The sequence below is a fragment of the Rhizobium arsenicireducens genome, from assembly GCF_964021225.1.
The window spans coordinates 2,890,196-2,915,901 of record NZ_CAXHYK020000001.1; the positions used below are offsets into that span (position 1 = coordinate 2,890,196).

The following is a 25,706-nucleotide window of genomic DNA, read 5'->3' on the forward strand; positions in this document are numbered from 1 at the left end:
AACCCGTCTTCTCTCAGCACACCGTGAGCTTCACGCCGTTGCTGTCCAGGCTTTCTTTCAGTTCGTCGCCCGGCGCCTGGTCGGTGACGACATGGGCGATGTCGCGCCAAGGCGCATAGCGTGCAGGGAACAGCCGGTCGTGCTTGGAATGGTCGGCGACGACGACGGTGCGCGCGGCACGGGAAACCATGGCGGTATAGACCGCGCCGCATTCGAGAAGCGCATCCGAAGGGCCGTCGGGACCGAGCCCGCTGGCGCCGAGGATGGCAAAGTCGGCGTAGAAGGAATTGAGGAACGACACTGCATGGGCGCCGACGGTCGCGCCCTCGGTGGCGTGATAGTCGCCGGGCAGCATGACGACCTTGATGGTCGGATTGATGGAGAGCACGGTGGCCACGCCGAAGGAATGGGTGAGCACGGTGATGTTCTTCATCTCCACCGCGATGCGCCGGGCCGTGTGCACCGTCGTCGAGCCCGAGCCTATCATCAGCACCTGCGCGCCCTTGAGGATCTGCACCGCCGCCCTGGCAATCCGCTCGCGCTCGGTGACGAAGAGGGTGTGGCGCTCGGTGACCGATGGCTCGGTCGAAAGCGAGCGCACGGCGCCGCCATAGGTACGGTTGAGCAGGCCCTGCTCGGTCATCTCGTCGAGGTCGCGGCGGATGGTCTCGGTCGAGACATCGAGCCTTCGGGCGAGTTCGGCCACGCGCAGGCTCGGCGCCTGGTTGAGTTCGGTCAGGATGCGCTCCTGGCGCACGCTCTTCGGTTTCTTCATCGCCGCTTGCTCCCCTGCCGTCCGTCCGTCTTTTCGTTCACCCATTCCCGCCCGCCGGCGAGCACCGCGTCGTAGACCGCGCCGCCGATCGCCCGGCCGACATCGGTGTGAAGCCCGGCATAGGTCTGGCGCCGATCGGCGACCGGGCAGGCGACGGCGATGCAGTCGGTTCCCGTGCCGGTGACCACGAGACCGTCCCTGGTCCAGTTGAGATCGATCACCGCTGCGGTGCGCGCCTCGGTGGCGATCGACAGGGCCTCGATCAGGCCCGCCTCGTCGAGCGGCTGATCGATATGGGCAACGAGATTGATCGTGCCTGTCCGCCCGGAAAGGGGCGTGTCCGCGCCGACGCGGCCGGCGTTGGCAAGGCCGACGGTCGCCAGACAGAAGCCGGTCGCTTCGCCGCTTTGCCGGACGGCCTGATGGTGTTTTGTCACGTCGCGCGATGTCATCATCTGCACCGCATCGCCGTAGCCCGCCGCCGTCAGCCGGTCGCTGAGCAGGGCCGCCGGATCGACGCCGATCGGCAGGTCCGTTTCTGACACTTCGAGCCAGGCGACGGCGTCGGCGCGGACAAAGCCCGGCCGCGTCAGGGACCAACTGAGCACGGCCTGTTCCGCGGCGAAGCGGACGGCAAGGGTCTTGTCGACACAGAGGATTTCGGGCGCTTTCATTGGCCAAGTAGTGTCAGGAAGGGCGAAGCTGAACAAGTCTCGGCCGTATGCCATCCCCGACTGTCTCATCCTTGCGCGGGCGGCAGATAGCCCACCAGCTCGTCGGTGTTCATGACATTGGCGTAGATCATGTGGATGCGCTCGAGCTCGCTTACATGCAAATCCATCGAGCCTGCCGCGCAGGCGTCATCGACAACGATTACGTCGAAGCTTTCGTCGGCGAGGCTGCGCACGGTCGAGGAGACGCACTGATCGGTGAAGATGCCGGTGCACACAACGTGGGTGATGCCCATGTTGGCAAGCATGAGCCGCAGGTTGGTGCCGGTCAGCGCGCTGTCGGTCGTCTTGGTGACGACGATCTCGCCGCCGAGCGGCGCGATCTGTGACAGGATCTGCGAGGCCTCCTCGTCCTTCGGCAGCAGCAGGTTGTTCCAGCCGGGCTTCTTCTGGCTGAGCGAGCGGTCGCGGCCATCCGTGCGCTGGCAGGCGATGCGGGCAAAGAGCACGTCGAGACCGAGCGCCCGGAAACGCTCCAGAAGGCGCTGATTGTTGGGGATGACGGTGCCATGCATGCGCTCGTGGAACGGTGTCCAGGCGTGATAGCGGGCAAGGTCGCTGGCCGACAGGGTCGCAGGGTCCGGGCGATCGAGATAGGTGTTCTGCATGTCGATGACGAGCAGCGCCACCTTGCCCCTTTCGAGCACCGGATCCTCAGGCTCCGGTGCGCCCTGGTAGTAGAAGGAACGGCGTTCGGTCTTCCAGCTCATGCGATGATCCTCATGCTTCCGCCTGGCGGCGACGCACCAGCATGATGACAAGTCCGCCGGCAAGCAACAGGGCGGCAGCCGAAAGCGTGCTCATGGTGCCGAGCGCCGGCACCATCGGCGAATAGCCGGCGACCATCTTCGAGTAGAGCCATTTCGGGATCGTCGAGTCGACGCCCGCGGTATAGAGCGACAGCGGGAAATTGCCCCAGGAGAGCAGGAAGGCGAAGAGCGCGCCCGACCAGATGCCCGGCCAGAGGATCGGCAGGGTGATTTCGCGCAGGATGAACCAGCGGCTGGCGCCAAGGTCGCGGGCGGCCTCTTCGAGTGTCGGGTCGAAGGAGTAGACCTGGATGGCTATGACCAGGGTGACGACCGGCACGATCCAGACGAGATGGGCGACGACGGCGGTCTGCCAGCTCGGATTGATGCCGAGTGCATTGAACCAGAGCAGAAGGGCCAGCCCCAGCACCGGCTGCGGAAAGAAGACGGGCAGAAGGATCGCCTTCTGGAACAGCTTGCGGCCCTTCCAGTCGTAACGGGCGAAGGCGAGCGCCCCGAAGAAGGCGAAGACCACCGAGACCAGCGTGACGATGAAGGCGATCAGCAGCGAGTTCTGTACCAGCGTCTGGATTTCGTATGAGGCCAGCGTCTTGCCCCACCATTCGGTCGAGAAGACGCGGATCGGGAAGGCGAAGTAGCGTCCTTTCGACAGGCCGGCCAGCGCGCCGCAGACGATCGGCAGGTAGATGGCGAGAACGACGAAGGCGGTCCAGAGCTTGACGAAGGCGCGGGCGCGGATTTGCGAGCGGGTTTCCATGTCTCACTTCTTTCCGAGAATGCGGTCGAGATCGAGCTTCGACAGGACGTAGAGGGCAAGCCCGCTGACGATGATGACGAGCAGGATGGCGAGCGCCGAACCCAGCGGCCAGTTCTGCGCATAGGTAAAGGCGACCTCGATATCCTGGGCGATGGTGATGACCGACTGGCCACCGAGGATCTTGGATTCGGCGATGGCGCCGGCGCCGAGCACGAAGGTGAGCAGCATGCCGATCAGGATGCCGGGCATGGCGAGCGGCAGTTCGATCTCGCGCCAGATCATCAGCCGGCCGGCACCAAGGTCGCGCGCCGCATCGACCAGATCCTTGGGGATCATGGCGATGCCGAGCGACATCGGGAAGAGCATGAAGGGCAGGTAGACATAGAGCATGCCGAAGAGGATGGCGCCGGGCGTGTAGAGCACTTCCGGGCCGCCGGAAAAGCCGAGCCATTTCAGCCCGCCGTCGAGCACGCCGTTCTTGATGAAGAACAGCACCCAGCCATAGAGACGGACGTTTTCCGAGACGAACAGCGGAAAGACGAAGAGCACGCCGATGAAGCCAGACCATTTGCCGAACATGCGGTTGAGGCCGTAGGCGATCGGATAGGCGATCACCGCCAGAAGCACCACGGTGGCGAATGCATAGGCGAGCGACCAGGCAAACGACATCCATACGGTATTGGAGGTGTCAAAGATCGCCGCGAAATTGGCCAAGGTGAAGGAACGGAAGACGTCGAAGCTTTTCGGCGTGGCAAAGGCGTAAGCCGCGACCGTCAGCAGCGGGGCGAGGAAGCCGAGCACCAGCAGGATGACGACAGGGCCGGCGGCGCGCAGGCCGGCGGGGATTGCGGGCAGCGCACTTGTGCGGCTTGCCCTATCCTCGTGAGTAACAGCCGCCATGTCAGTCTCCCACCACGATGGCATCGCGGGCATCCCAGCCGATGGTGACGGTGTCACCTGCGGAGATGCCGGCAACCGCCGTGCGTGCCGCCTCGACGAGGTAGATCCGTTCGCCCGAATGCACCTGATACTGCATGCGCGAGCCGAGCGAATATTCGTTGTAGATCTTGCCGGTGATCAGGTTGTCGGCGCTCGATGGGCCGGTGACGAAGCGCATGGTTTCCGGCCGCACGATGACGGTGGCCGTGTCGCCGATCGCCTCGTTGACCGGGGCCACCGTCATCGGCTTGCCGTCGGTCAGGGTCCAGGCGCCCTGACCCTCGCGCTTCACCTCGAAACTGTTCACTTCGCCGAAGAACTCGGCGACGAAGCGGGTTGCGGGCCGGGTATAGATCTCCTCCGGCGTACCGATCTGCACGAGGCGACCGCGGCTCATGACGCCGACGCGGTCGGACATCACCATGGCTTCCTCGAGCGAATGGGTGATGTAGACGAAGGTCTTTCCGCTCTCGCGGTGCAGGTCCTTCAGCTCCTTCTCCAGTACCTTCTTCAGCTTGTAGTCGAGCGCCGACAGCGGCTCGTCGAAGAACAGCACGTCCGGGTCGTAGGCAAAGGCGCGGGCCAGCGCCACGCGCTGCTTTTCGCCGCCCGAGCAGCGCATCACGTTCTTGGAATAGTAGCTCTCGGGCAGGCGCACCATGCGCATCAGCTCGAGCGCACGGGCCTTGCGCTCGGCGGCCGGCATCTTGCGGACCTTCAGCGGGAACTCGATGTTCTCGCCGACCGTCTTGTGCGGGAAAAGCGCCAGCGACTGGAAGACAAGACATGTCGGCCGCTTGTCGGCCGGCACGTCGTTGATCAGTTCGCCGCGCAGCGTGATGTAGCCTTCCGACGGCAATTCCATGCCGGCGAGCATGCGCAGAAGCGTCGTCTTGCCGGACCCGGAGGGTCCGACAATGGTGACGAACTCGCCCTCCTTGATGTCGACATTGATGCCGTCGACCGCGGCGAAGTCGCCGAAGGTCTTGCGGACATCGACCAGCTGCAGAACCGGTGCCGTTGTAGCCTGGACTGCGTCTTCGGTCTCCGATTTCGTGTCGGTCAGGGTGGGCGAGATCATCGCAAGGCTCATTTCGTTTGCTCCGTCGGGACAGGACCGGCTCAGCCGCGCAGGCGCTTGGCCGCCGTCATCAGTTCCAGTGCCTTGTCGTAGTCTGGCACGATGTCGTACTCGGCCGAACGGGCCATGTCCTCTTCAAGGCTGTCCCACTGGATGGCGTCCAGTTCGTCCTTGGTGAAGAGTTCGAAGCACTTCGGATTGCCCATCTGGCTGACCGGGTTGAAGGTGCCCTCGGCAAAGGCGACCGTGTGGGCGACTTCCGGGTCCTGGACGTATTTGAGGAATTCGATGGCGAGCGGCGACAGGTCCGGATTGTTGACGGTCGAGGTGATCTCGATCCAGGAAATGCCGCCCTTGCCGTCGATCGGGCCCTTGAGCGGGGTGATGGCGCGCAGGTTCGGATAACCGTCGGCGCGGGCCGGCGAGACGGAATAGGTGCCGCCGGTCATGTAGAGGTCGATTTCGCCGGAAACCAGCGCCTGGTTGAGCGAGGCCATGTCGCCGACCATCTTGGCGCCCTTGAACACCTTCTCGGCGGTCGCGGAGAAGGTCTTGAACTCCTCTTCCGTGTGTTCCTTGAACGGGTTGATGCCGGCGATCAGGAAGATATTGAACACGTTCCAGTCGTCGGATTCCTGGATGCCGTACTTGCCGGCGAGGGCCGTGTCGTTGAACAGGTCCCAGCCCTGTTCTTCCGCCGTCGCCTTGCTGACCTTGTCGGTGTTGACGACGAAGCTGTAGGGCCCGAAGCGCTGGGCCATGCCGAGCAGGTCCTTGCCGTCGTCACTCATTGCCCAGCGATACGGCGCCTTGAAGTCCGGCAGCATGGTGTCGAAGTAAGGCTCGAACTCGGCGCGCGGCAAAGGCTTGATGAGGCCGGCCGGTGCCATGACCTTGCGGGCCCAGGGATTGTTGACGTTGATGAGGTCCCAGATCTTGGTTTCGCCGGCGCGCAGGCGGTTGATCATGGTCGGGTCGTTGGTCAGGCTTTCGGCCTTGACGGTCGCCGACTGGCTGGAGCGGAACGGGTCGAGCACCTGGGCGGAATTGTAGCCTTCCCAGCAGAGGATGTTCAGTTCCTTCTCGCGCGCGGCGAAGGCGCGCGTGGCGCTTGCCAGAGGACCGGAAAGGGCGGCGGCGCCCATCATCTGCATCATGTTACGTCTGGAGAGTTTCATCATTATCGTTCCCCTGTTTTTGGCCGGCTGTGACGGCTTGTGAACTTATAATGTTGGAACTGTGTCGTAAAAATGTGTGGTTTACAACATCTATTTTCTTCTTCATTGTGCATTGCGCAATGGGGATGAGGCAAGCGAAATGACGCCTGCCGGCGTCCTGCATCCGCCGCCGAATTCCGCCTAATGTACGAGAATTACTTTGCATTTCTTTTGGGCAATCGCCGATGCAGGAGTGGCTAGGTTTTAATCTCGCGCAAAAAAATCGGGCAATATCGGCGGCTGAGCCCCCTTGGTCCAGAACAACGAAGTGAGCCAGAAATGTTGAAGTCGCTACAAGGTAAAACAGTTATCGTCACGGGTGGCAGCCGCGGGATCGGCAAGGGCATCGCATTGCGCTTCGGGGAGGCCGGGCTGAACGTGCTCGTCGTGTCGCGCAGCCAGGCGGATGCTGACGCTGTCGCCGCCGAGATCGGTCCGAACGCCTCGGGATATGCCGCCGATGTCAGCACGGAAGAAGGCTGCAAGGGCATGGTCGAGGCGGCCGTCGCCCGCTATGGCGGCGTTGACGTGCTATGCGCCAATGCCGGCATCTTCCCGGCCGCCAAGCTCGGCGAAATGACGGCGGCCGATTTCGACCACGTCATCTCGACCAATCTCAAGAGCACCTTCCTCAGCGTCTCGGCGGTGCTGCCGGCGATGACCAAGGCAGGCTCCGGCCGCATCATCATCACCTCATCGATCACCGGACCGATCACCGGTTATCCGGGCTGGTCGCATTACGGGGCGAGCAAGGCAGGCCAGCTCGGCTTCATGCGGACGGCTGCGATCGAGCTTGCGCCGAAGAAGATCACCGTCAATGCCGTCATGCCCGGCAACATCATGACGGAAGGCCTCGAGGGCAACGGTCCGGAATATATCGCTTCCATGGAAGCCTCGGTGCCGCTCCGCCGCCTCGGCACGCCGGCGGACATCGCCAATGCCGCCCTGTTCTTCGCCTCCGAGGAAGCGGCCTATATTACCGGCCAGTCGATTGTCGTCGATGGTGGCCAGATCCTGCCGGAATCGCTTGGCGCGCTCGAAGCTATGGGTTGAAAATGGAAAAAGCCGGGCACGATTGTCGTGCCCGGCTTTTTCGCAAGGTGTGCGGGCGCTTCAACGCGCCTTGAGAATGGTGTCGAGCGTGCCGGTGAAGAGATTGGCATCCTCTTGTGAGAAACACAGCGGCGGGCGGATCTTCAGCGTCGCGCCGTATTTGCCGGCGGCCCCGATCAGGATGCCGTTGTGCTTCAGCTGGTTGATCGCATGGGTGGCGAGCGCCGTGTCCGGCTCTCCCGTCGCCGGGTCGACGAAATCGAGGCCGATGAACAGGCCGGCGCCGCGAACCTCGCCGATTTCGGAATGGGTGCCCTGCAAGGCCTCAAGCGACTGCTCGAAATAGCCGCCGACGGTGGCGGATCGCTCGACCAGTCCCTCGTCCTCGATCACCTGCAGTACGGCATGGCCGGCCGCCGCGGCCACCGGATTGCCGCCGAAGGTGTTGAAATAGCCGGTCTCCTCGCAGAACCGCTTGAGGAACTCCGGTCGGGTGACGACCCCGCCCATGGGAAAACCGTTGCCCATGGGCTTGCCCATGGTGACGATGTCGGGCGTCACGCCGTGGCGCTCGAAACCCCACAAGCCGCCGCCGGTGCGGCCAAAGCCGGGCTGGACCTCGTCGGCGATCAACAGGCCCCCGGCGCGGTGCACGACATCGGTCGCCCCTTTCAGGAAGCCGGCCGGATCGGCATAGATGCCGTCGCTTGAGAAGATCGTGTCGATGATCAGTGCGGCAAGGCCGATGCCGCGCGACTTCAGCTCGGCGATCGCCTGTTCGACCGAGGCGGCGAAACTCGCCTCGACGCTCAAGCCGTCGCGGGGGGCGGGCGCCGGGATGATTGCCACGAAGGGCGCGGGCTTGCGCTTGCGCAGCGAGGAGGGGGAGATCTCGGTCACCAGCGCCGTATTGCCGTGATAGGCGGCCTCGGTGACGATGAAGCCTTCCGCGCCGGTGGCGATGCGGGCGATGCGCATGGCGAGATCATTGCTCTCGCTGCCGGTGCAGGTGAGGACGACATTGCTCAGGCTATCCGGAAACTTTGAGAGCAGCTTTTCGGTATAGGCCTCGACGACGCGGTTGAGGTAGCGCGTGTGGATGTTGAGTTCGCCGACCTGGCGGGCGACCGCCTCGACCACGTGTGGGTGGCAATGGCCGACCGAGGGCACGTTGTTGTAGACGTCGAGATATCGGCGCCCGCCGGCGTCATACATATAGGCGCCCCGGGCGCGCACCATCTCGATCGGCTGCTCATAGAAGAGCACGGAGGAAGCGCCGAAGGCGGCCTGGCGTTTGGCGACGCGCTCGGCGAGTTCGGCCGGAAAGCCCTCGGTGCGAGTGGCATCAAAGCGGTTGAGGTCGAGAATCTCCTTGGTGGCAACGCTCATCGGGCTCTCCTCAACGGTGTTCGGTCAGATAGCGCTCGGCGAGCGCCACGGTGCCGTCGGTATAGGTCGTGCCCATGGACTGTGCCGTCGGCGTCTCGGCATGCGAGGCGATCCAGGCGGTGAGCTGCATGCGGCGGAGCATGATGAACATCGGCAGCGCCGCCTCGTGTTCGGCGTCGAGCGGTGCGACGCGCCGGTAGCCTTCGAGCCAGGCCGCCATCAGGTCGGGAATGAAGGGCTCGTGCTCCATGAAGCTGATCGCGGCGGCAAAGTCATAGGCGAACCAGGACAGGCCGCAATCGTCGAAATCGATGACGCCGAGCCGGTCGCCCTCGACCAGCAGGTTGGCGGCGCGCATGTCGCAGTGAACGAGGCCAAAGCGATCGGCGCCGTAGCCATAGGTCGCGGTCTGGGTTTCGAGCAGCGCGTGGGTACGCTCGAGGATCTCTCTGCCCTCCGGCGTCAACCCTAAGGCTGCGCGCCAGTCGCCCCAATAGGCACCTTCGCCGAGAATGCGCTCGAAGTTCCAGGTCTTGCGGGTGAAATTGTCCGGGCGCTTCCAGTTGCGGCTGTGACCGTGCAAGCGGGCGTTGATCTTACCGAGCGCGCCATACCACCTGACCAGATCGAACTCGGCATCCGGCTCCTCGCCGGACATGTATTCGAACGCGACGGCATGGCGGATCGTTTCGCCGTCGGAAAAGCTCTGCAGCAAGCCGCCGCCTCGTCCTGCCAACGGCCGAGGGGTGGCGACGGTCCCATCCCGTCGCAGCGCTTCGATCCAGGCGAGTTCAGAGAGGATCTCAGGTTCCGAATGATAGTCTGGCCTGTGAACCCGCACGATGAGGTTCCGTCCCAGCGCCTGGTCATCAATACGGAAGGTGGCGTTTTCCGAGATGGTCAAAAGCTCTACACTGGCATTCGGTGAGATTTCCCAGATTGGCATCAGGTGCCTGACGCCATTGGTGAGTCTGGAGAGAAATTCTGCGTTGTACAACACGTTGACGTTCCATGTGGTCATTAGAGTTGCAAGTCCAACATTAAAACGTGACAAGTGCAACAAAAATCTCTTGTTGGGCATTGGGCTGCTGCCGCTTTGCCCATAAACGGGTTCTTCCTCACCTTGTGTGGTTCGTTTGTTGGTTTCCGCGCGTATAGCGACACCGCTGTGGAACGTGAATGGCTCTGGCTATGATAGACAAACGACTGTTTTCCGTACGCCTTCCCCTGCCCCACCAGATCGCAGTCCGCTGGGTGAAACTTTTGTAAGATAACTATGTCAGAAAATCTATTGACCGGAAAACGGTAACCACGCACTATCCTGACATGCTGATAGGATATGCCCGCGTCTCGACCGCCGACCAGAATCTCGACATGCAACGGGACGCGCTGGAGCGCGCCGGGTGCGAGAAGATCTTCGAGGAGAAGAAATCCGGCAAGGCGGGCAGCAAGCGCCCCGCGCTGGAAAGCGCCCTCGCCTATCTGCGGCCGGAAGATGTGCTGGTGGTGTGGAAGCTCGACCGGCTGGGTCGCTCCCTGGTCGAGATGATGCGCACGATCGACAAGCTGCGCGCCGACGGCATCAAGTTCCAGAGCCTGACCGAGCAACTGGACAGCGAAAGCGCGCAAGGCCGGTTCTTCCTGCAGATCCATGGCGCCATGGCGGAATATTTCCTCGACCTCAACCGCGAGCGCACCATGGAGGGCCTCAAAGCCGCGCTGGCGCGTGGCCGCAAGGGCGGGCGCCCACCCAAGCTGACCGAAGACGACAAGAAAGCCGCCCAGGCCATGCTGGCGGCTGGCGACATAGCGGTGGCCGAGATCGCCCGACGCCTCGGCATCAGCCGCGTGACCTTCTACGACTATTTTCCGCAGGCCCGGGCGCGGGCGAAGAGCGCGCAACCAGCGCCCTCCGAATGACGCCGTCAGGTTGCCGAAAGGCCCCCCAACGCGGCCAAACCCTTGGCATGCGGGAGGATGAAGACGAAAAGCCGATGGAGAACTTGCTGCGACCGCGAGGGCCAATGCTTGAAAGCGGGCCCCCCTATTGCCGCCGAACAAGCCGGCATTCGGGGCCAGGGAACCGCTAATTGCAAGCAATCGGTTCTTTCAATCCGCTTGCGCTAGAAGCGCACGCGGATTGTCGCCTTGGCCCCGCCGGACTGATCGCCATTGCCTTCCATGCCATAGAGCAGCGTCAGGTCGAGATCCCAGTTGGTCTCGGTGCCAATTTCGATTCCAGCGGTCGCGGTGCCGAACAGGCCCTCGCCGTCCATTCCGGCGAAGCCGCTGGTGATCGCCAGCTTCGGCGTGATCGTGACCCCGTCGTCCAGAAGATAGCGTCTTGAAACTGCGGCGCCCAGGCTCATGCGCATCTGCTCTTCAGTGAAACCATCCATGTCGATGGTGGACCCGCTGCCATTGGTCACGCTGTAGTCATCAACCGTTTCGGACAAGTAGACGGCGCGGAGGCTGGGGACCAGGAGCGTGTTTTCGTCCAGCTGCCATTGTCCTTTCAGCTCCGCGTCGAAAAGGAGGCGCCGGGTATCGAAGCTGCCGTCGAAGAAGGTCGTGTCGATATCGTTCCACGAACCGCCGTAGAGCAGGCTCGTATCGAGGAATACGTTGTCGGCGAGCGCGATCGAGGCATAGGGGCCTGCCAGCCAGCCGTTGCCGACAAGCTTCGCGTCGCCATCCGTCGGGTCGGTCATGCGGTCGAAGTGCATGGAGAAGCCGATCAACACCTGCTCACCAATCATGTAGTCGGCGCCTGCGGAGAGCATTGCGAAGGTCCCCCACTGATCGCCATCCTCCTCGCTTCGGTGCATCATCAGTGAACCGTCAATCCAGAAATTAAACGGCAATGGCACTGAACCTGCGGCGTTACCCTTGGCCGCTTGCCGGGCTGCATCGATCTGGGCGAGGCTGGTCGAAAAGCCAAAGGTCATGGCTTCGTTTGAAGGCGAGATCCGGGTGGTGACCGGTTCCTGGGCCGCGGCCATCGCACGCCGTTCGGACAGTCCCGGCACCTTGATCGAGGAGGAGAGCAAGCTCTGGCGCGTGCCGACGAAATCTCGGACCAGTCCGTCTATTTCGCTTCGTACTGTGTCTTCGTCATGGCTGAGACTGAAGGTCACCTTCGCGACGTTCGACGTGCCGAGGCCGCTTTGAAGCACATAGCCGACGGAGACCGAACCCGAGAAGCCGACGGCCGGTGTGAACTTGAGATAATAACCGACGGGAGTGACGCTCCCCAGTGCCGCGACCTCGCCCTGGATGATCTCGGCTTTACCGGCATTCGCGGGCGAGACTGTGCGGATCGCAGCCCCAGTGAAGGGGCCGCCGGTCGCGCCGCGATTGAGATAGACGAGCGGCGGCGCGCTTCCCGGCGGGACAATGATCGTCTGGTCGCCGACGGTCACGTTGCGCGCGGAAACGTCCAGATCATAGCTCCCCTCTCCGGTCTGGCCGAGCGAGTCCCGCGCCTCGATGACGAAACTGTAGCGCTTCACCTCCGCGTCGTCCGCGAGCGGTCCGCTCAATGCGCCCGTCGAGACATTGAGGATCATTCCTTGCGGAAGTGTACCGCTCTTGAGGCTGTAGATGATTCCGCCCGTGCCGCCGGTGGCAAGAACGGAGGCGCTATACGCTTCGCCTGCCATGGCCGCGGGCAAGGAGGCGCCGGAGGCAGGCGCAAATATCAAGACGGCGGGGGGCGGTGCGATTGTCAGGGCATAACTTGCCGATCCGGTGGCGCCATAGGTGTCCGTCGCTGCAATGGTGAAGCTGAAGGCGCCGGTCGCGCTCGGGGTTCCCGAAAGGACACCGGTTGCGGTGTTGAGCGCAAGGCCGGTCGGCAGGGTGCCGCTTGTCACTGCAAAGGAATAGGGACCCGTACCGGAGGTTGCAGCAAAGCTCAGGCTGTAGCTGTCGCCGACCCTGCCCGCCGTCAGACCGCCGGACGAAGGCGTCAGAACGAGCACAGGGGCGGTGACCGTGATACTGACGGTCGCAGCCGCCGAGGTTCCGGCGACATTGGTGGCAGTATAGGTAAAGCTGTCCGATCCGGAATAACCGGCGGCCGGCGTGTAGGTGATTGAGGTTCCCGAGGCGACCGCAACGCCATGGGACGCAGCCGAGGCTACGGCAGCACTGGTCGGCGCACCACCGGTGATGTTCAGTGTGATCGGATTGTTGGAAGAACCTGTCGCGACTGTTGCAGAAACCGGGTTCGCGATTGGAGCTATGGGATTGACGGCGAAGGTGCGTGACACCTGGGTGGCGGGCAGATAGCTGGTATTGCCCGCCTGGTCGGCATTGATGGTGCACAAACCAGTCGACACGAAGGTCAGGTCACCGCCGCTGGTGATGGTGCAGACGGACGGTGTGCTCGAGGTGAAGGTCGGCGTCAGGCCGGAACTCGAGGTTGCCGTCAGCGTCGGCGTTGTGCCGAAGTTCTGGCTGCCCGGGTTGGCGAAGGTAATGGTCTGGCTGGAAGCCGGCGTCACGCTGTTGGAGGCCGCAGACGACGAGCCGGTGCCGGCGATGTTTGTGGCCGTGACCGTGAAGGTATAGGCCGTGCCGTTGGTCAGGCCGGTGAGGATGATTGGAATTGCCGCACCGGTTGCGGTGATACCGCCCGGGTTGGACGTCACCGTGTAGCCGGTGATGGCGCTGCCGCCATTGCTTGCCGGCGCCGTGAAGGCAACACTTGCCTGGGTGTCTCCGGCCGTGGCCGTGCCGATCACTGGTGCATCGGGAACGATCGGATTGACGGTGAAGGTGCGCGACACCTGGGTGGCGGGCAGATAGCTGGCATTGCCGGCCTGGTCGGCATTGATGGTGCACGAACCCGTGGACACGAAGCTCAGGAGGCCGCCGGCGGTGATGGTGCAGACGGTTGGCGTGCTCGAGGTGAAGGTCGGCGTCAGGCCGGAACTGGCGGTTGCCGTCAGGGTCGGGGTCGTGCCGAAGTTCTGGCTGCCCGGGTTGGCGAAGGTAATGGTCTGGCTCGTCGCCGGCGTCACGCTATTGGAGGCCGCAGACGACGAGCCGGTGCCGACGATGTTTGTGGCCGTGACCGTGAAGGTATAGGCCGTGCCGTTGGTCAGGCCGGTGACCACGATGGGACTTGCTACATCGGTTGCGGTGATACCGCCCGGGTTGGACGTCACCGTGTAGCTGGTGATCGCGTTGCCGCCATTGCTTGGCGGCGCGGTGAAGGCGACACTTGCCTGTGTGTCTCCGGCCGTCGCCGTACCGATCACCGGCGCACCCGGAACGGTCGGACTGACTGTCATTGTATAGGCGCGGCTGCCGGTATGGCCATTGGCATCGGTTGCGGTCGCCACGAAATTAAATGTACCGGCAGCCGTCGGTATCCCGGAAAGAACCCCTACGGAGCTCAGGCTCAGTCCGCCTGGCAGTGAACCCGCTGTGACCGCAAAGGTGGAAGGCGAAGCCCCACCTGTTGCTGTCAGTGTCTGGCTGTAGGCGGCGCCAAAGGTTGCATTGGGAAGGGAACTTGGTCCGACGATAACAGTCGGTGCCGCAATGGTGAGCGAATAGGATCGAGACGCTGTCGCAGAACCCGCATCCGTGACCGACACCGTGAAATTGAAGGAGCCGGACGTCGTGGCGGTGCCAGAGAGGACGCCGCCGCTGGAAAGTGTGATGCCCGCAGGAAGCGCACCGGCCGACACTGAGAACGTGTATGGCGCCGTCCCGCCGCTTGCCGCAAGGTTCACAGGGCCGTAGGCGACCTGGTAGACGGGATTGGAAAGGGTTGAGGGCGTGATCTCGATCGGGACGTAGGCGACCGTGTTGTCCGAACTGGTCGACGCTTCGTTCTGGAAGCCGGCAAGGCTGGTCGCGCTCCCGGCGGGAATCGATGCAATGACCGATCCGGCCTGGGTCATGCCGCTGACGGCGACCGTATAGGAACTGCCGGAGCCGCTGACGGATGCGCTGGTGGCGCCCGCCGTGCCCGAAAGCTGGACATCGCTTGCGCCAAAGCCCGTCACGCTTTTGTCAAAGAGCACGTCGAACAGGACCGGAGAGCCTGCAGTCGGGTCCGCCTGGGCGGCGGCCTGATTGATGGTGACGGTCGGCTTGGTGTCGACGGGATGATCCGCGCCGGTCGTGGATCCCGCGCTGCAGCCGCTGCCGCCGGCATAGGTGGCGCTAACCGCATGGGTTCCGATCGGCAGGGTCGATGTCTGGAACGTGGCGAAGGAGGCCGAGCTGACAGGGGCCGTGGGCGCAAGCGCAAGCGTGGCCGACTGTGAACCGATCGAGATCGTGACATTTCCTGGAGGCGACTGGCCCGCGTTGCAGCCCATCGACGAAACCGTAGCAGTGACGGCGACTGTCTCGCCCGGCAAGGAGGGGCGCGGCGTCGATGAGAGCGAAATGATAACTGGCCCACCCGTCGCGGCCTTCACGACAATCGTGTTGCTCGTGGTCGAAAAGGTGCCCGCTCCACCGATCCGGGTGCCCGAGATCTGAACGAAGTCGGAAAACTGCCCGGACATCGCGTCCAGGGCGTCAACCTGATAGGAGCCCGTGCAGGTCAGCGTGTTGGGCCACTCGAGACCGGCTCCAACACTGGGACAGGAGACGCTCACGCCCTTGATGGCTGTGGTGGCGGCATTGATACCGGTGATGGTGTAGGACCCGGGATTGAGGACATAGCTGAAACTGATGGTATCGCCAGCCACATTGAAGGTTGTCGGATTGGCAGAGATCGTGACGGATTGCGCCATCGCGGTGGTCGCTGGAACCGCAAGGAGTGCGGCAGTTACACCGAGAAACCTGGCCAACCGGCAGAAGAACCGAAATGCGGTATTCGCAAATCCGGTCCTATCGTTCGCGTTGTCGGCCATGTTCACTTTCCCCCAAATTCATGAATCCAAACGGATTTCGTCAGGGGGCAGCTACGGCCGCGAGCGTTGGAAGGTCAACCGACTTGAGGGACCATTATTGGGTAGAATTGTTGTTGCCGATGCAGGTGTCGCAATGCTCCCACGGGTGGCTATGCGAGCACCGAAGCAGCGCCACCCGCTGATGGAGCGGATGACAGGGATGGCATTCTGGAAGAAAGCATAGGTGAAGCAGCTTGATAGGTCGGCGTCTATCGCAATTTCCCTGGGCGGTTCCTGCCCTCGCCAGCGCCGCCCTACGGATCTTTCCCCATGTCGTTTCCCCTTCCAGGCCCCCTGCCCGCAATTCAAGGCTACAGGCGCAATGTCGGTTCACACAAGTCTAAGCTGTCGTTCGGGATTTGGATTCAGTTGGCGCCGAATTAAGTCTCTGTGTGATGGCGCCGTCGAGAATACCGCGCTGCGACCGAAGAGGTTCGCAGATCAGGAGGCGCGATGTGACGGCAATGCAGGAGCCGCAAGTTCGGGAAGGTGCAACCTTGTCTCGTCTGCAATCATTGCATATGTTGCAATCATTGATGACAGGAGACTCATATGGCGAGCGTCACCATTCGCAATCTGGATGAGGGACTGAAGCAGCGGCTGCGGCTGCGCGCGGCAACCCATGGGCGCTCCATGGAGGATGAGGCGCGCGACATCCTGCGCACGGCGCTGTCGGCCGAGAGCCGGCGTACGGGCAATCTTGCCGAGACGATCCGCGGTCGTGTCGCAGCACTCGGCGGCGTCGAGCTGGAGATCGCCCCGCGCGAGCCGATCCGCGAAGCGCCGGTCTTTCCCGAATGATCATCCTCGATACCAATGTCCTGTCCGAACTTCTGGCACCGTCCCCTGCCCCGGCCGTCCTCGCCTGGCTTGCCGCCCAGCCGGCCCAGGCGGTCTTCACCACGGCCATAACCGAGGCGGAAATTCTCCATGGACTGGCGCTCCTGCCGGAAGGGCGCCGGCGCCAGGCGCTCGAGGCGGCGGTGAAGCCCATCTTCGCCGAGGATCTCGCCGGTCGCGTCCTCGCCTTCGACCCTGACGCGGCACAAAGCTATGCGGCGATTGCCGCCCGCCGCCGGGCCATCGGCCGGCCGATCAGCCAGTTCGACGCGCAGATCGCCGCAATTGCCGCCTCGCGCGGGGCATCCGTCGCCACCCGCAATGTCGCCGATTTTGCCGAGACCGGCGTCGATATCGTCAATCCCTGGGATTTTCGCAGTCTCGATTGAAGCCTTCTCAAGAGCGGCCATATCGTGTTGACAGCTGTCAACCGCGTCGAAGCCTCTCGTCGAGGCGTGCCGCGCGTGCCCCGTCTCCCGGCGGAACGGCTGCCCCGCGATGCCAGAAACCGTCCACAGATGACAAATTCCTCAGGACGGTATGCCCGCCGCCTGCCTTGAGGTGCAGCGCGGCAACGGCCCGGCGCTCGCTGTAGACAGAGGCGGCCGACCCGGACCATGATGCCGCTCGAGCGCTCCCTGCCCTACCCGACTACACAAGCCAGAATTCATCACCATCCTGAATCGGTCAGGCCTCACCGATTCGGATTAGTCGTTGGACCGCCGCGCGGCGCACGGGCATTCTACTTCGATGATGTCGAGCCAAGAGCCCCTTCTTCTCACCCGCACGGACCCCACCCGCAACATGGCGCGTTTCTATGTGCTGTCGGTCGAACCGGCACTGCTTGCCGGCGTCGCGCTCCTGCGCCAGTGGGGGCGGATCGGCACGCGCGGTCGCACCCGTGTCGAGCTGTTTGCCAATGAGGCCGATGCGATGGAAGCGCTGATGCGCCTCGCCGCCGCCAAGACCCGTCGTGGTTATCGTGCCGCTCATTCGAGTTGACAGCTGTCAACGGCCCCGCCGACCGGTCCAAGGGCTCACTCTGACGCCGAAAATCGTCTCATCGGCGTGGCGGAGCTGTGTGCATGGTCGCACGCTTGGGGCGCGAACACCATTGAACGGACCTTGGCTGTCGGCTTTCGTTGTGGGCGCCCGATTGCTATGGTCACAAACTGTCAACGGATAGCCTGGGCCGATGTCTGCGATGCGAAGAACGAATCTGACGAGACTGCCGGCGCCATACCTGAAGCGTCTCTGGGTGCGGGAGGATGCCGGTCTGGGCGAGCAGTATCCGTTCAACCTGCCCTGGCTCGACAAGGATTTTTCCCTCGATTTCTCCACGCCGGTGACGATCATCGTCGGTGAGAACGGGACCGGAAAATCCACCCTGATCGAGGCTCTCGCCGCGTTGTGCGGCTATGACGAGGCCGGGGGTGGCAAGGGCTACAGGCCGGTTGATCATTCCCGTGCGCTGGACCGCAGCGGAGCCCTGCTTGCCAACGCGCTGCGTGCGGCCTGGTTCCCAAAGGTCACGGCTGGCTGGTTCTTTCGCGCTAAATCCTTCTTCTCCGTGGCGCGCTTTCTCGACGAAGCGGCCCGCGAGGCCAATGCCGCGCCGCCCGACTTCCTGTCCTGGAGCCATGGCGAAGGCTTCGTGCGCTTTTTTTCAGAACGCATGAGCAAACAGGGAATTTACTTTCTGGACGAACCTGAGAGCGCGCTTTCTCCGAGGCGCCAACTGGAACTGCTGCGCCTTCTGCATGAGATTCAAGGATCGGCCAAGGCACAGATCATCATGGCGACGCATTCGCCCATCCTTATGGCGGTCCCTGGTGCTCGGCTACTGGAGATTGCTTCTGCGGGCATTGCGGACACCCACCTACGTGATACGCGGCATTTCAAGCTCTATAAAGACTTCACCACCGATCCAGGCGACTTTGTGGACCGTGCGTTGCGCGACGTGATTTGAATGCTCGCCGAGAGCGTCAACGGCGCGATTTAAATGGCGGAAGTTTGTTGCCGGTTAGACGGCAGCTTTCGCGAAAGGGTTGGGGCTGTGAACGTCCGAAATTCGCCGCCATGACCGCTTGGAACGATGTCCTCCTTTGGCGCAAAACGGTCACAGCGCTCCCTGGCCTGCGGCATATGCTACCGAATCCGGAACTGGCACACCGCTCGTATTGCAAGCGTCTTTCAAGACGCCCGTATCGATCCTGCCGTCCTGTTGACAGCTGTCAACTCGCTCCCGAGCGCCTCGGATCGAGAGAGAGACATGAAGAGATCAGGATGGATTGCATCCTCGCAAGGAAAGCGGGCAGGGGTGCAAAGGCGGGGAAGAACTTTGCCGAAAATCCTTATCTTTCAACGAGGATGACCGCGCGTTTTCCCCGCTTTTCCGGTTGGTGCTAGAGCGTTTCCGTCCTTTTTTGAATCGGGTCGGATTCCCAAAACACCTTTGTTCTGATTCACTGGTGCTGGCTGGATGGAGGCCAGCATCTCATGACCGCACCATTATCGAATGATCTGCGTGAGCGCGTTGTTGCAGCGGTGTTGAGCGGCGAAAGCAGTCGTGCAATGGCTGCGCGTTTCGAAGTCGCCGTCTCTTCGGTGGTGAAGTGGTCGCAGCGCTATCGCGCGACCGGATCGGTTCACGCCACACGGCCACTGGCGCACGCTGACCTTCCTCGGTGCGTTGAGGAACGATGGCATGACAGCGCCTTGCGTCTTCGACGGGCCGATCAACGGCCAGTGCTTTCGCGCCTATGTCGAGCAGCAACTGGTTCCCGTCCTAAAGCCCGGTGATATCGTCATCATGGACAATCTCGGCAGTCACAAGTCGCCGGCCATCCGTCAGAGCATCAAAGCCGCCGGTGCGCGGCTCTGGTTCCTGCCGCCTTACTCGCCCGATCTCAATCCGATCGAGCAGGCCTTTTCCAAGATCAAACATTGGATGCGGCTCGCCCAAAAGCGCACCATTGACGACACCTGGCGTCACATCGGCACGCTGGTTGAAACAATCCACCCCGACGAATGCGCGAACTATCTCGCCAACGCTGGCTATGCTTCCGTCAAATCATGAATTGCTTGTCTTATGACTATTTGTGCTTCTTCGTGAGATAAGGAAGCGCCGGAGAGGACGGCCATCCTCTTCCGGCGATGGGGGACGGATCGTGGAAATGCAGGCCGCCATTCATCGAGTGCCGGGCCGAGCTAGAGTGTGATCGCCCCCATCTTTTCCAATCGTCCTGAACGGATACCCGAGTTTCGGGCTCGGATGACAAGCATAGGAGGCGGAAAAGATGACGGATATTACCATCGGCGCGGACATCTCGAAAGACCATATCGACCTGCACAGCCTGCCAGACGGTCAAAACTTGAGGGTGGGCAATGACCGCAAGGGTTTTGCGGCCATTCTCAAATGGATCGGCGCAAAGAGCGTGGAGCGCATCGTCTATGAACCCACCGGCCCCTACCACAAGGCCTTCGAGCGCTTCATGGCCGCAAATGGCTTGCCGCTCTCCAAGGTCAATCCCCGCCTTGCCCGGCGCTTTTGCGAAGCCACCGGCAGGCTTGCCAAGACGGACCGGATCGATGCCGAACTGCTGGCCCGCTACGGGACGCTTCTTGAACCGCGCATCCTGCAGGCCAATACACAAGACCATAATGATCTGAAAGAGTTGCATATGGCGCGGCTGGCGCTCGTCAAAGACAGGACCGCCGCGAAGAACAGGGCCAAGAACCTTTCCAGCCCGCTGCTGAAGAAACACAACGTCGAAAGGCTCAGGCAGATCGAGCGCCAGATCAAGGCCGTGGACGAAGCCATCATGGCCTTGATTGCCGAGGACGCATCCCGCAAGGCTAGGTTCGACATCCTCGTCTCAATTCCGGGCGTGTCACAGGTCACGGCTTTTACACTTCTCATCGAGATGCCTGAACTGGGCGAACTGGATGAGAAAGCCGCAGCCGCACTCTCCGGTCTTGCGCCGGTGAGCCGCCAGTCCGGACGATGGACCGGACGCGCTTTCATTGCTGGCGGCAGGGCCATCGTCCGCCACGCGCTCTACATGCCCGCCCTCGTCGCTTGCCGCTTCAACCCAGATCTCAAGGCAAAATACGACGACCTCGTCAAAACAGGAAAGCCACCCAAGGTCGCCATTACAGCCATCATGCGAAAGCTCATCCTCCTGGCAAACGCACTTCTGCGAAACAACAGGAAATGGATCCCAAAACCCGCTTGATCAAAACGGATACTCTAGCCAACGGTTTGTCCCTGAGACAGGGGTGACGACCTCTTGCCGAACCTGTCATTACGCCTGTACCCGCCGCGCAGCGATCTCGGCACGGCCCGCCCGACCGGACGACGGCCGCGAGACTGCCGCCGATGGCGATCAGGACAGGGTCATCATAACCGATGCTTGCGATTCCTTCGGCCATGTTCTTCAGCGTGCCACGCCATTGGCGTTCCGCCGGGCGGCTGACCTTGCTGACGATGACGACGGGGGTCGCGGGGGATGCGCCTTCGTCGATCAGCCGCGCGGCGATCAGCGGTGCGGTTCGGCCGCCCATGTAGAAGACGTTGGTCGTGTGCGGATCGGCGAGCGACGACCAGTCCATGTCCTGCGGCAGGCCGCCATCGCGCGAATGTCCGGTAACGAAACGCACCGACTGCGCATGATCGCGATGGGTGAGTGAGATGCCGAGGCGGGCGGCCATCGCGTTGGCGGCGGTGATTCCGGGCACGACATCGACCGGAATGCCTTCCTCTTGCAGCCGTGCGATCTCCTCCCCTGCCCGGCCAAAAATCATCGGATCGCCGGATTTTAGCCGCACCACGCGTTTGCCGGCCTTGGCCAGGCGGACCATCATATCGTTGATGTCCTGCTGCTTGCAACTCGCCCGGCCGCCGCGCTTTCCGACCAGCAGGCGCTTTGCCTCGCGGCGGGCAAGCTCCAGCACCTCTTCGGAGACGAGATCGTCGAACAGGATGACATCGGCGGCCTGAAGCGCGCGCACGGCCTTGAGCGTCAAAAGCTCGGCATCGCCGGGGCCGGCGCCGACGAGCGTCACGCGACCGGTGGCCGGCGCACGGCCGAGCCTTTCGGCATCGGCGAGAAGCGTCCGGTCCACGCCCTCCTCCGGCGGCTGGTTTCCGGCAAAGGCCCGGTCGACGAAGCGCTCCCAGAAGGCGCGGCGGGACGCGCCGGGGGCGAGCCTGTCGCTGACCCGCTCGCGCAGCGAATGGGCAAGCTCGGCCCATTGTTTCAGCGCCGGCGGCAGCAGCGTCTCGATGCGGCGGCGGATCGCCTGGGCGAGGATCGGGGCGGCACCATCGGTGGAGATCGACACGATCACGGGCGAGCGATTGACTATCGAACCGAACTGGAACTGGCAATAGGCCGGCTTGTCGATGACGTTGACCGGCACGCCGGCAGCAACGGCGGCGGTGAAGAAGGCGCGGGCTTCGTCTTCCGTCTCGCAGTCGGCAAGGGCGAGAGCAGCGCCTCGGAAGCTTGCGTCCGACCAGACTGCGTCATGATGCAAGACAAGACCGCGCGACGCAACGTCGTTGCCGCTCCTCCGACTGCCACCACCTTCTCCCCGTTCCGACGGGGAGAAGGAATCCGTGGCACCGACGACGCTCCTTTCGCTTTCTCTCCGCTCGTGGGGAAAAGGTCCCGGCGGGGGGATGAGGGGCATTTCCGCCATCAGCCCCTGCATGACATCCGATACAGCATCCTCGGCGCAATAGACATGCACCTCCGCCCCGCAGGCGGCCAGCAGTTCCGCCTTCCAGGCGGCGGCGTCCGAGCCGCCGGCGACGACGACGCGCTTGCCTTCCAGCGACCAGAAGACCGGCAGCTTGGCGAGCGGAGCCATGCGGGCGGGCGCGGGCCTTGTACCCTTGTCATTCAGCGGCAGCGACCTGGCATCCATCAATGATCCCCCTGATTTCAGCGCGGCAGGAGCCGCAATTGGTGCCTGCATAGAGCGTGGCGCCGATCGCCTCGACGGTCAGGCAGCCGCCGCGCACGGCGCCGGCGATCTGGTTGACGCCGACGGAGAAACACGAACAGACGGTGGCGCCCGGATCGCTTCGGCCGGCACCCGGGCGGCCGGCGACGACGGCGAAGCGGGTGCGGCTGTCGGCATGCGGTTCGGACAGCTGCCCGATCGCCCAGTTGCGCGACACAGAGACCGGATCGGGCGCCAGGAACAGGGCGAGCAGCAAGGCATTGCTGTCAAAGAAGGCGATGCGGGCCTCCCCGCTGGCACGGTCACAATAGCCAAGGCTTGCGGCGGCATCGGGCAAGGCGAAATGGTCCCGGCACCAGGCCTCGACATCGGAGAGCGGCGCGTCGAAGGCGAGTTCGACGCGCCAGCCGCCCTCGGCCCGGGCGAGCGCCCAGTAGGTCGCGTCGAGGCCGGAGGGCTTCACCGCACTGACGGCAAAACCATAGGCGCCGGCGGCAAAGCGGCAGGCCGCGACCGCGCCATGCTTGGAGGCCGGCTGGCCGGAGATGGGATCGGTGATCGACGGCAGCAGCGTATCGACGCGGGCGCGGGCAGAGTATTCGTCGGTCCAGTGCATCGGCACGAAGACCCCGCGCCTCGCCTGCCGGGCGGTGAGCAGGGCCCGTACGATGACGTGGCCATGCGGGCTTTCGAGCTGCACCAGATCGGCGTCGCCTATGCCGAGATTGGCGGCGTCGTCGGGATGGATCTCGACGAAGGGTTCGGCCAGATGGGCAGACAGGCGGGTGCTTTTGCCGGTGCGGGTCAGGGTGTGCCAGTGATCGCGCACCCGGCCGGTGTTGAGCACCAGGGGGAAGTCGGCGGAGGTCCGGACCGGCACGTCGGCCTCGACCGCGACGAAGCGGGCCTTGCCATCGGCATGATAGAAACGACCATCGGCGAAGAAGCGGGTTTCCTGCCGTCCGGTTCCCGCCGGTTGCGGCCACTGGAAGGGCTCGAGCCTGGCAAAGCCGGTCTCGTCGATATCACCATAGGCGCCGATGTCGAAGTCGCGAACGCCGTCGTTCTCGAAGCCCGAGAGTGTCGCGTGTTCGGCGAAGATCTCGGCCGGCGAGGCAAAGGCGAAGGCTTCGGCAAAGCCCATGCGGCGGGCGACCTCGGCCAATTGCCACCAGTCCGGCCGGGCATCGCCGGGCGGGGGAAGAAAGGTCCGCTGGCGGGAGATGCGGCGCTCGGAATTGGTCACCGTGCCGTCCTTCTCGCCCCAGCCGGTGGCGGGAAGCAGGACGTGGGCGAGTCTTGTGGTGTCGGTTTCGCGCAGGATGTCGGAGACGACGACGAAGGGGCAGGCCGTGATCGCAGCCTTGACCACATCGGCATCCGGCATCGAGACCACCGGATTGGTCGACATGATCCACAGCGCCTTGATGCGTCCGTCGGCGACGGCCTGAAACATCTCGACGGCCTTGTGACCGGGCCTGTCGGCCATCGTCGGCGCATTCCAGAAGCGCCGTACGCGGTCACGGTGTTCCGGGTCTTCGATCACCATATGGGCGGCGAGCATGTTGGCGAGGCCGCCGACCTCGCGGCCGCCCATGGCATTGGGCTGCCCGGTCAGCGAGAAAGGCCCCATGCCGGGCCGGCCAATGCGGCCCGTCGCCAGATGGCAATTGATGATGGCATTGACCTTGTCGGTGCCGCTGGACGACTGATTGACCCCCTGGCTGTAGCAGGTGACGGTCTTTTCCGTGCGTTCGAACAGGGAGAAGAATTCACGGATCTGCATGGCCGGCAGGCCGCTCGCCTCGATCAAGTCGGCCATGGTGACGGACGAGGCCGCGGCAAAGGCCTCGGGAAAGCCGTTCGTATGGGCGCCGATATAGGTCTGGTCGAGCGCCGGGCTTCGGGCGAGATGGGCAAGCAGGCCGTTGAACAGCGCCACGTCACCGTCGGGGCGCACCGCCAGATGCAGGTCGGCGATGTCGCAGGTCATGGTGCGGCGCGGGTCGATGACGACAATCTTCATGGCCGGGCGCTCAGCCTTGGCGGCGACGATCCGCTGGTAGAGCACCGGATGGCACCAGGCGAGATTGGAGCCGGTGAGCACGATCAGGTCGGCCAGTTCTAGATCCTCGTAAGTGCCCGGCACGGTGTCGGAACCGAAGGCGCGACGATGGCCAGCGACGGACGAGGCCATGCAGAGGCGCGAATTGGTGTCGATATTGGCCGAGCCGATGAAGCCCTTCATCAGCTTGTTGGCGACGTAGTAATCCTCGGTCAGGAGCTGACCCGAGACGTAGAAGGCGACGGCGTCGGGGCCGTATTCGGCGATGGTATCTGCGAACCGGGTTGCGACCAGGTCCAGCGCCGCGTCCCAGTTGACCGGCGTGCCCGCGATCTCGGGTGCCAGCAGACGACCGTCGAGATCGAGCGTTTCGGCCAGCGCCGATCCCTTCGAGCACAGGCGGCCGTAGTTGGCCGGATGGTCCGGGTCGCCCTTGACGCTTACGTGGCCGGCATCATCGACCCTGGCAATCACGCCGCAGCCGACGCCGCAATAGGGACAGGTGGTTCGGGTTTCAGTGGGCATTCACAGCGACCCTCACTTTTCTCAACTGACCCTTGCCCCTCATCCGCCTGCCGGCACCTTCTCCCCGTTTGGACGGGGAGAAGGGACGTGTGGTACCGTCGGCGTTCCATCCGCCTTCTCCCCGCCTGCGGGGAGAAGGTCCCGGCAGGGGGATGAGGGGCACTGTCCGAAGGGCGCTCGCCATATCGCCTACTCCGCCGCCATCATCAGGCTTTCCAGCGCGATCGAAAGGTGCCCCCCCTCGTTGCGCACGGGGATGGTTCGGACCTCGCCCTCGTCGGCGCCGAGCGCGCGGCCGGTTTCGAGCGAGATCACCCAGTTGTGCAAGGGGCAGGTCACGGCCTTGCCGTGGACGATACCCTGGGAGAGCGGCCCGCCCTTGTGCGGGCAGTGGTCCTCGATGGCGAAGACCTCGTTTTCGGCCGTGCGAAACACGGCGATCTTGCCCTCCGGCGTCTTGACGCAGCGGGCGCCGCGAAGAGGGATTTCGTCGATATGGCCGATGGTGATCCAGGTCATGGGTTTTCGTTCCTTGTTGGTCGTAAGACCCCTCCCCAACCCCTCCCCACAAGGGGGAGGGGCTTGCCCGCCCGGTGCCAGCCTCCCGATTGTCGCGAGGGTAGCTGCGCGTGGTCTCCCCCCTTGTGGGGGAGATGGCCGGCAGGCCA

20 protein-coding genes and 2 pseudogenes are annotated in these 25,706 nt (G+C 63.4%); 9 read left to right on the plus strand and 13 right to left on the minus strand.

Features of this window, described 5'->3' with window-relative positions; genetic code table 11:
* Positions 1 to 13 precede the first annotated feature (13 nt).
* From ACWPVA_RS14350 to ACWPVA_RS14380, 7 genes are all read right to left on the minus strand, one after another.
* A complete protein-coding gene (locus ACWPVA_RS14350) occupies positions 14 to 775 on the minus strand; it encodes a DeoR/GlpR family DNA-binding transcription regulator (RefSeq protein ID WP_454288326.1) in 762 nt (253 codons plus the stop codon).
* Positions 772 to 1,449: an adenosylcobinamide amidohydrolase gene (locus ACWPVA_RS14355; protein ID WP_454288327.1), complete on the minus strand. Its 678-nt coding sequence runs from the start codon at positions 1,447 to 1,449 to the stop codon at positions 772 to 774. Before ACWPVA_RS14355 ends, ACWPVA_RS14350 begins: the two co-directional genes overlap by 4 nt.
* Before the next feature lie 65 nt (positions 1,450 to 1,514).
* Complete coding sequence (locus ACWPVA_RS14360; RefSeq protein ID WP_454288328.1) at positions 1,515 to 2,216, minus strand: cysteine hydrolase family protein; 702 nt, start codon at positions 2,214 to 2,216, stop codon at positions 1,515 to 1,517.
* A gap of 10 nt (positions 2,217 to 2,226) precedes the next feature.
* Positions 2,227 to 3,033 carry an ABC transporter permease gene (locus ACWPVA_RS14365; protein WP_454288329.1) on the minus strand — a complete coding sequence of 269 codons (807 nt, stop codon included), beginning with the start codon at positions 3,031 to 3,033 and terminating at the stop codon, positions 2,227 to 2,229.
* Between the two features lie 3 nt (positions 3,034 to 3,036).
* Positions 3,037 to 3,933: an ABC transporter permease gene (locus ACWPVA_RS14370; protein WP_454288330.1), complete on the minus strand. Its 897-nt coding sequence runs from the start codon at positions 3,931 to 3,933 to the stop codon at positions 3,037 to 3,039.
* A 1-nt stretch (position 3,934) separates the two neighbouring features.
* The gene (locus ACWPVA_RS14375; RefSeq protein ID WP_454288331.1) at positions 3,935 to 5,065 is read right to left on the minus strand and encodes an ABC transporter ATP-binding protein; all 1,131 of its coding nucleotides are present in this window, start codon (positions 5,063 to 5,065) and stop codon (positions 3,935 to 3,937) included.
* Positions 5,066 to 5,094: 29 nt separating this feature from the next.
* On the minus strand, positions 5,095 to 6,234 hold the full coding sequence (locus tag ACWPVA_RS14380) for an ABC transporter substrate-binding protein (protein ID WP_454288332.1): 1,140 nt from the start codon (positions 6,232 to 6,234) through the stop codon (positions 5,095 to 5,097).
* A gap of 315 nt (positions 6,235 to 6,549) precedes the next feature.
* On the opposite strand from ACWPVA_RS14380, the gene fabG reads away from it, so the two are divergent.
* Positions 6,550 to 7,323, plus strand: coding sequence for a 3-oxoacyl-ACP reductase FabG (fabG, locus tag ACWPVA_RS14385; RefSeq protein WP_454288333.1), 774 nt, complete (start codon positions 6,550 to 6,552; stop codon positions 7,321 to 7,323).
* Between the two features lie 60 nt (positions 7,324 to 7,383).
* Here the strand turns inward: fabG and ACWPVA_RS14390 are convergent, their stop codons facing one another.
* Together ACWPVA_RS14390 and ACWPVA_RS14395 are read right to left on the minus strand one after the other, a co-directional pair.
* Entirely contained in the window at positions 7,384 to 8,712 is a 1,329-nt protein-coding gene (locus ACWPVA_RS14390) for an aspartate aminotransferase family protein (RefSeq protein ID WP_454288334.1), read from the minus strand.
* A 10-nt stretch (positions 8,713 to 8,722) separates the two neighbouring features.
* Positions 8,723 to 9,712 (minus strand): phosphotransferase enzyme family protein, encoded by a 990-nt coding sequence (locus ACWPVA_RS14395; RefSeq protein WP_454288335.1) that lies wholly within the window; start codon positions 9,710 to 9,712, stop codon positions 8,723 to 8,725.
* A gap of 326 nt (positions 9,713 to 10,038) precedes the next feature.
* Here ACWPVA_RS14395 and ACWPVA_RS14400 point away from each other — a divergent pair, with 326 nt between their 5' ends.
* A complete protein-coding gene (locus ACWPVA_RS14400; protein WP_454288336.1) occupies positions 10,039 to 10,632 on the plus strand; it encodes a recombinase family protein in 594 nt (197 codons plus the stop codon).
* A 203-nt stretch (positions 10,633 to 10,835) separates the two neighbouring features.
* Here ACWPVA_RS14400 and ACWPVA_RS14405 read toward each other — a convergent pair whose 3' ends face one another.
* Positions 10,836 to 15,476: a putative Ig domain-containing protein gene (locus ACWPVA_RS14405; RefSeq protein ID WP_454288337.1), complete on the minus strand. Its 4,641-nt coding sequence runs from the start codon at positions 15,474 to 15,476 to the stop codon at positions 10,836 to 10,838.
* On the opposite strand from ACWPVA_RS14405, the gene ACWPVA_RS14410 reads away from it, so the two are divergent.
* From ACWPVA_RS14410 to ACWPVA_RS14440, 7 genes and pseudogenes are all read left to right on the plus strand, one after another.
* Positions 15,448 to 15,819 (plus strand): hypothetical protein, encoded by a 372-nt coding sequence (locus ACWPVA_RS14410; RefSeq protein ID WP_454288338.1) that lies wholly within the window; start codon positions 15,448 to 15,450, stop codon positions 15,817 to 15,819. The two genes, ACWPVA_RS14405 and ACWPVA_RS14410, sit on opposite strands and share 29 nt — an antisense overlap.
* A 368-nt stretch (positions 15,820 to 16,187) precedes the next feature.
* On the plus strand, positions 16,188 to 16,436 hold the full coding sequence (locus tag ACWPVA_RS14415) for a FitA-like ribbon-helix-helix domain-containing protein (RefSeq protein ID WP_454288339.1): 249 nt from the start codon (positions 16,188 to 16,190) through the stop codon (positions 16,434 to 16,436).
* On the plus strand, positions 16,433 to 16,864 hold the full coding sequence (locus ACWPVA_RS14420; RefSeq protein ID WP_454288340.1) for a PIN domain-containing protein: 432 nt from the start codon (positions 16,433 to 16,435) through the stop codon (positions 16,862 to 16,864). Before ACWPVA_RS14415 ends, ACWPVA_RS14420 begins: the two co-directional genes overlap by 4 nt.
* A gap of 364 nt (positions 16,865 to 17,228) precedes the next feature.
* Positions 17,229 to 17,477: a WGR domain-containing protein gene (locus tag ACWPVA_RS14425; protein ID WP_454289600.1), complete on the plus strand. Its 249-nt coding sequence runs from the start codon at positions 17,229 to 17,231 to the stop codon at positions 17,475 to 17,477.
* Between the two features lie 193 nt (positions 17,478 to 17,670).
* Positions 17,671 to 18,444: an AAA family ATPase gene (locus tag ACWPVA_RS14430; protein WP_454288341.1), complete on the plus strand. Its 774-nt coding sequence runs from the start codon at positions 17,671 to 17,673 to the stop codon at positions 18,442 to 18,444.
* 530 nt (positions 18,445 to 18,974) lie between these two features.
* Positions 18,975 to 19,554 (plus strand): annotated as a pseudogene (locus ACWPVA_RS14435) (IS630 family transposase).
* A gap of 220 nt (positions 19,555 to 19,774) precedes the next feature.
* Entirely contained in the window at positions 19,775 to 20,713 is a 939-nt protein-coding gene (locus ACWPVA_RS14440) for an IS110 family transposase (RefSeq protein ID WP_454286697.1), read from the plus strand.
* Between the two features lie 139 nt (positions 20,714 to 20,852).
* Here ACWPVA_RS14440 and cysG read toward each other — a convergent pair.
* The 3 genes and pseudogenes from cysG to nirD all read right to left on the minus strand — a co-directional run.
* Positions 20,853 to 22,409: pseudogene (gene cysG, locus ACWPVA_RS14445) on the minus strand (siroheme synthase CysG); the annotation flags it as partial.
* Complete coding sequence (locus ACWPVA_RS14450; RefSeq protein ID WP_454288342.1) at positions 22,381 to 25,038, minus strand: nitrate reductase; 2,658 nt, start codon at positions 25,036 to 25,038, stop codon at positions 22,381 to 22,383. The pseudogene cysG and the gene ACWPVA_RS14450, both read right to left, overlap by 29 nt.
* A 189-nt stretch (positions 25,039 to 25,227) precedes the next feature.
* Complete coding sequence (gene nirD, locus ACWPVA_RS14455; RefSeq protein ID WP_454288343.1) at positions 25,228 to 25,557, minus strand: nitrite reductase small subunit NirD; 330 nt, start codon at positions 25,555 to 25,557, stop codon at positions 25,228 to 25,230.
* Positions 25,558 to 25,706: the final 149 nt, after the last annotated feature.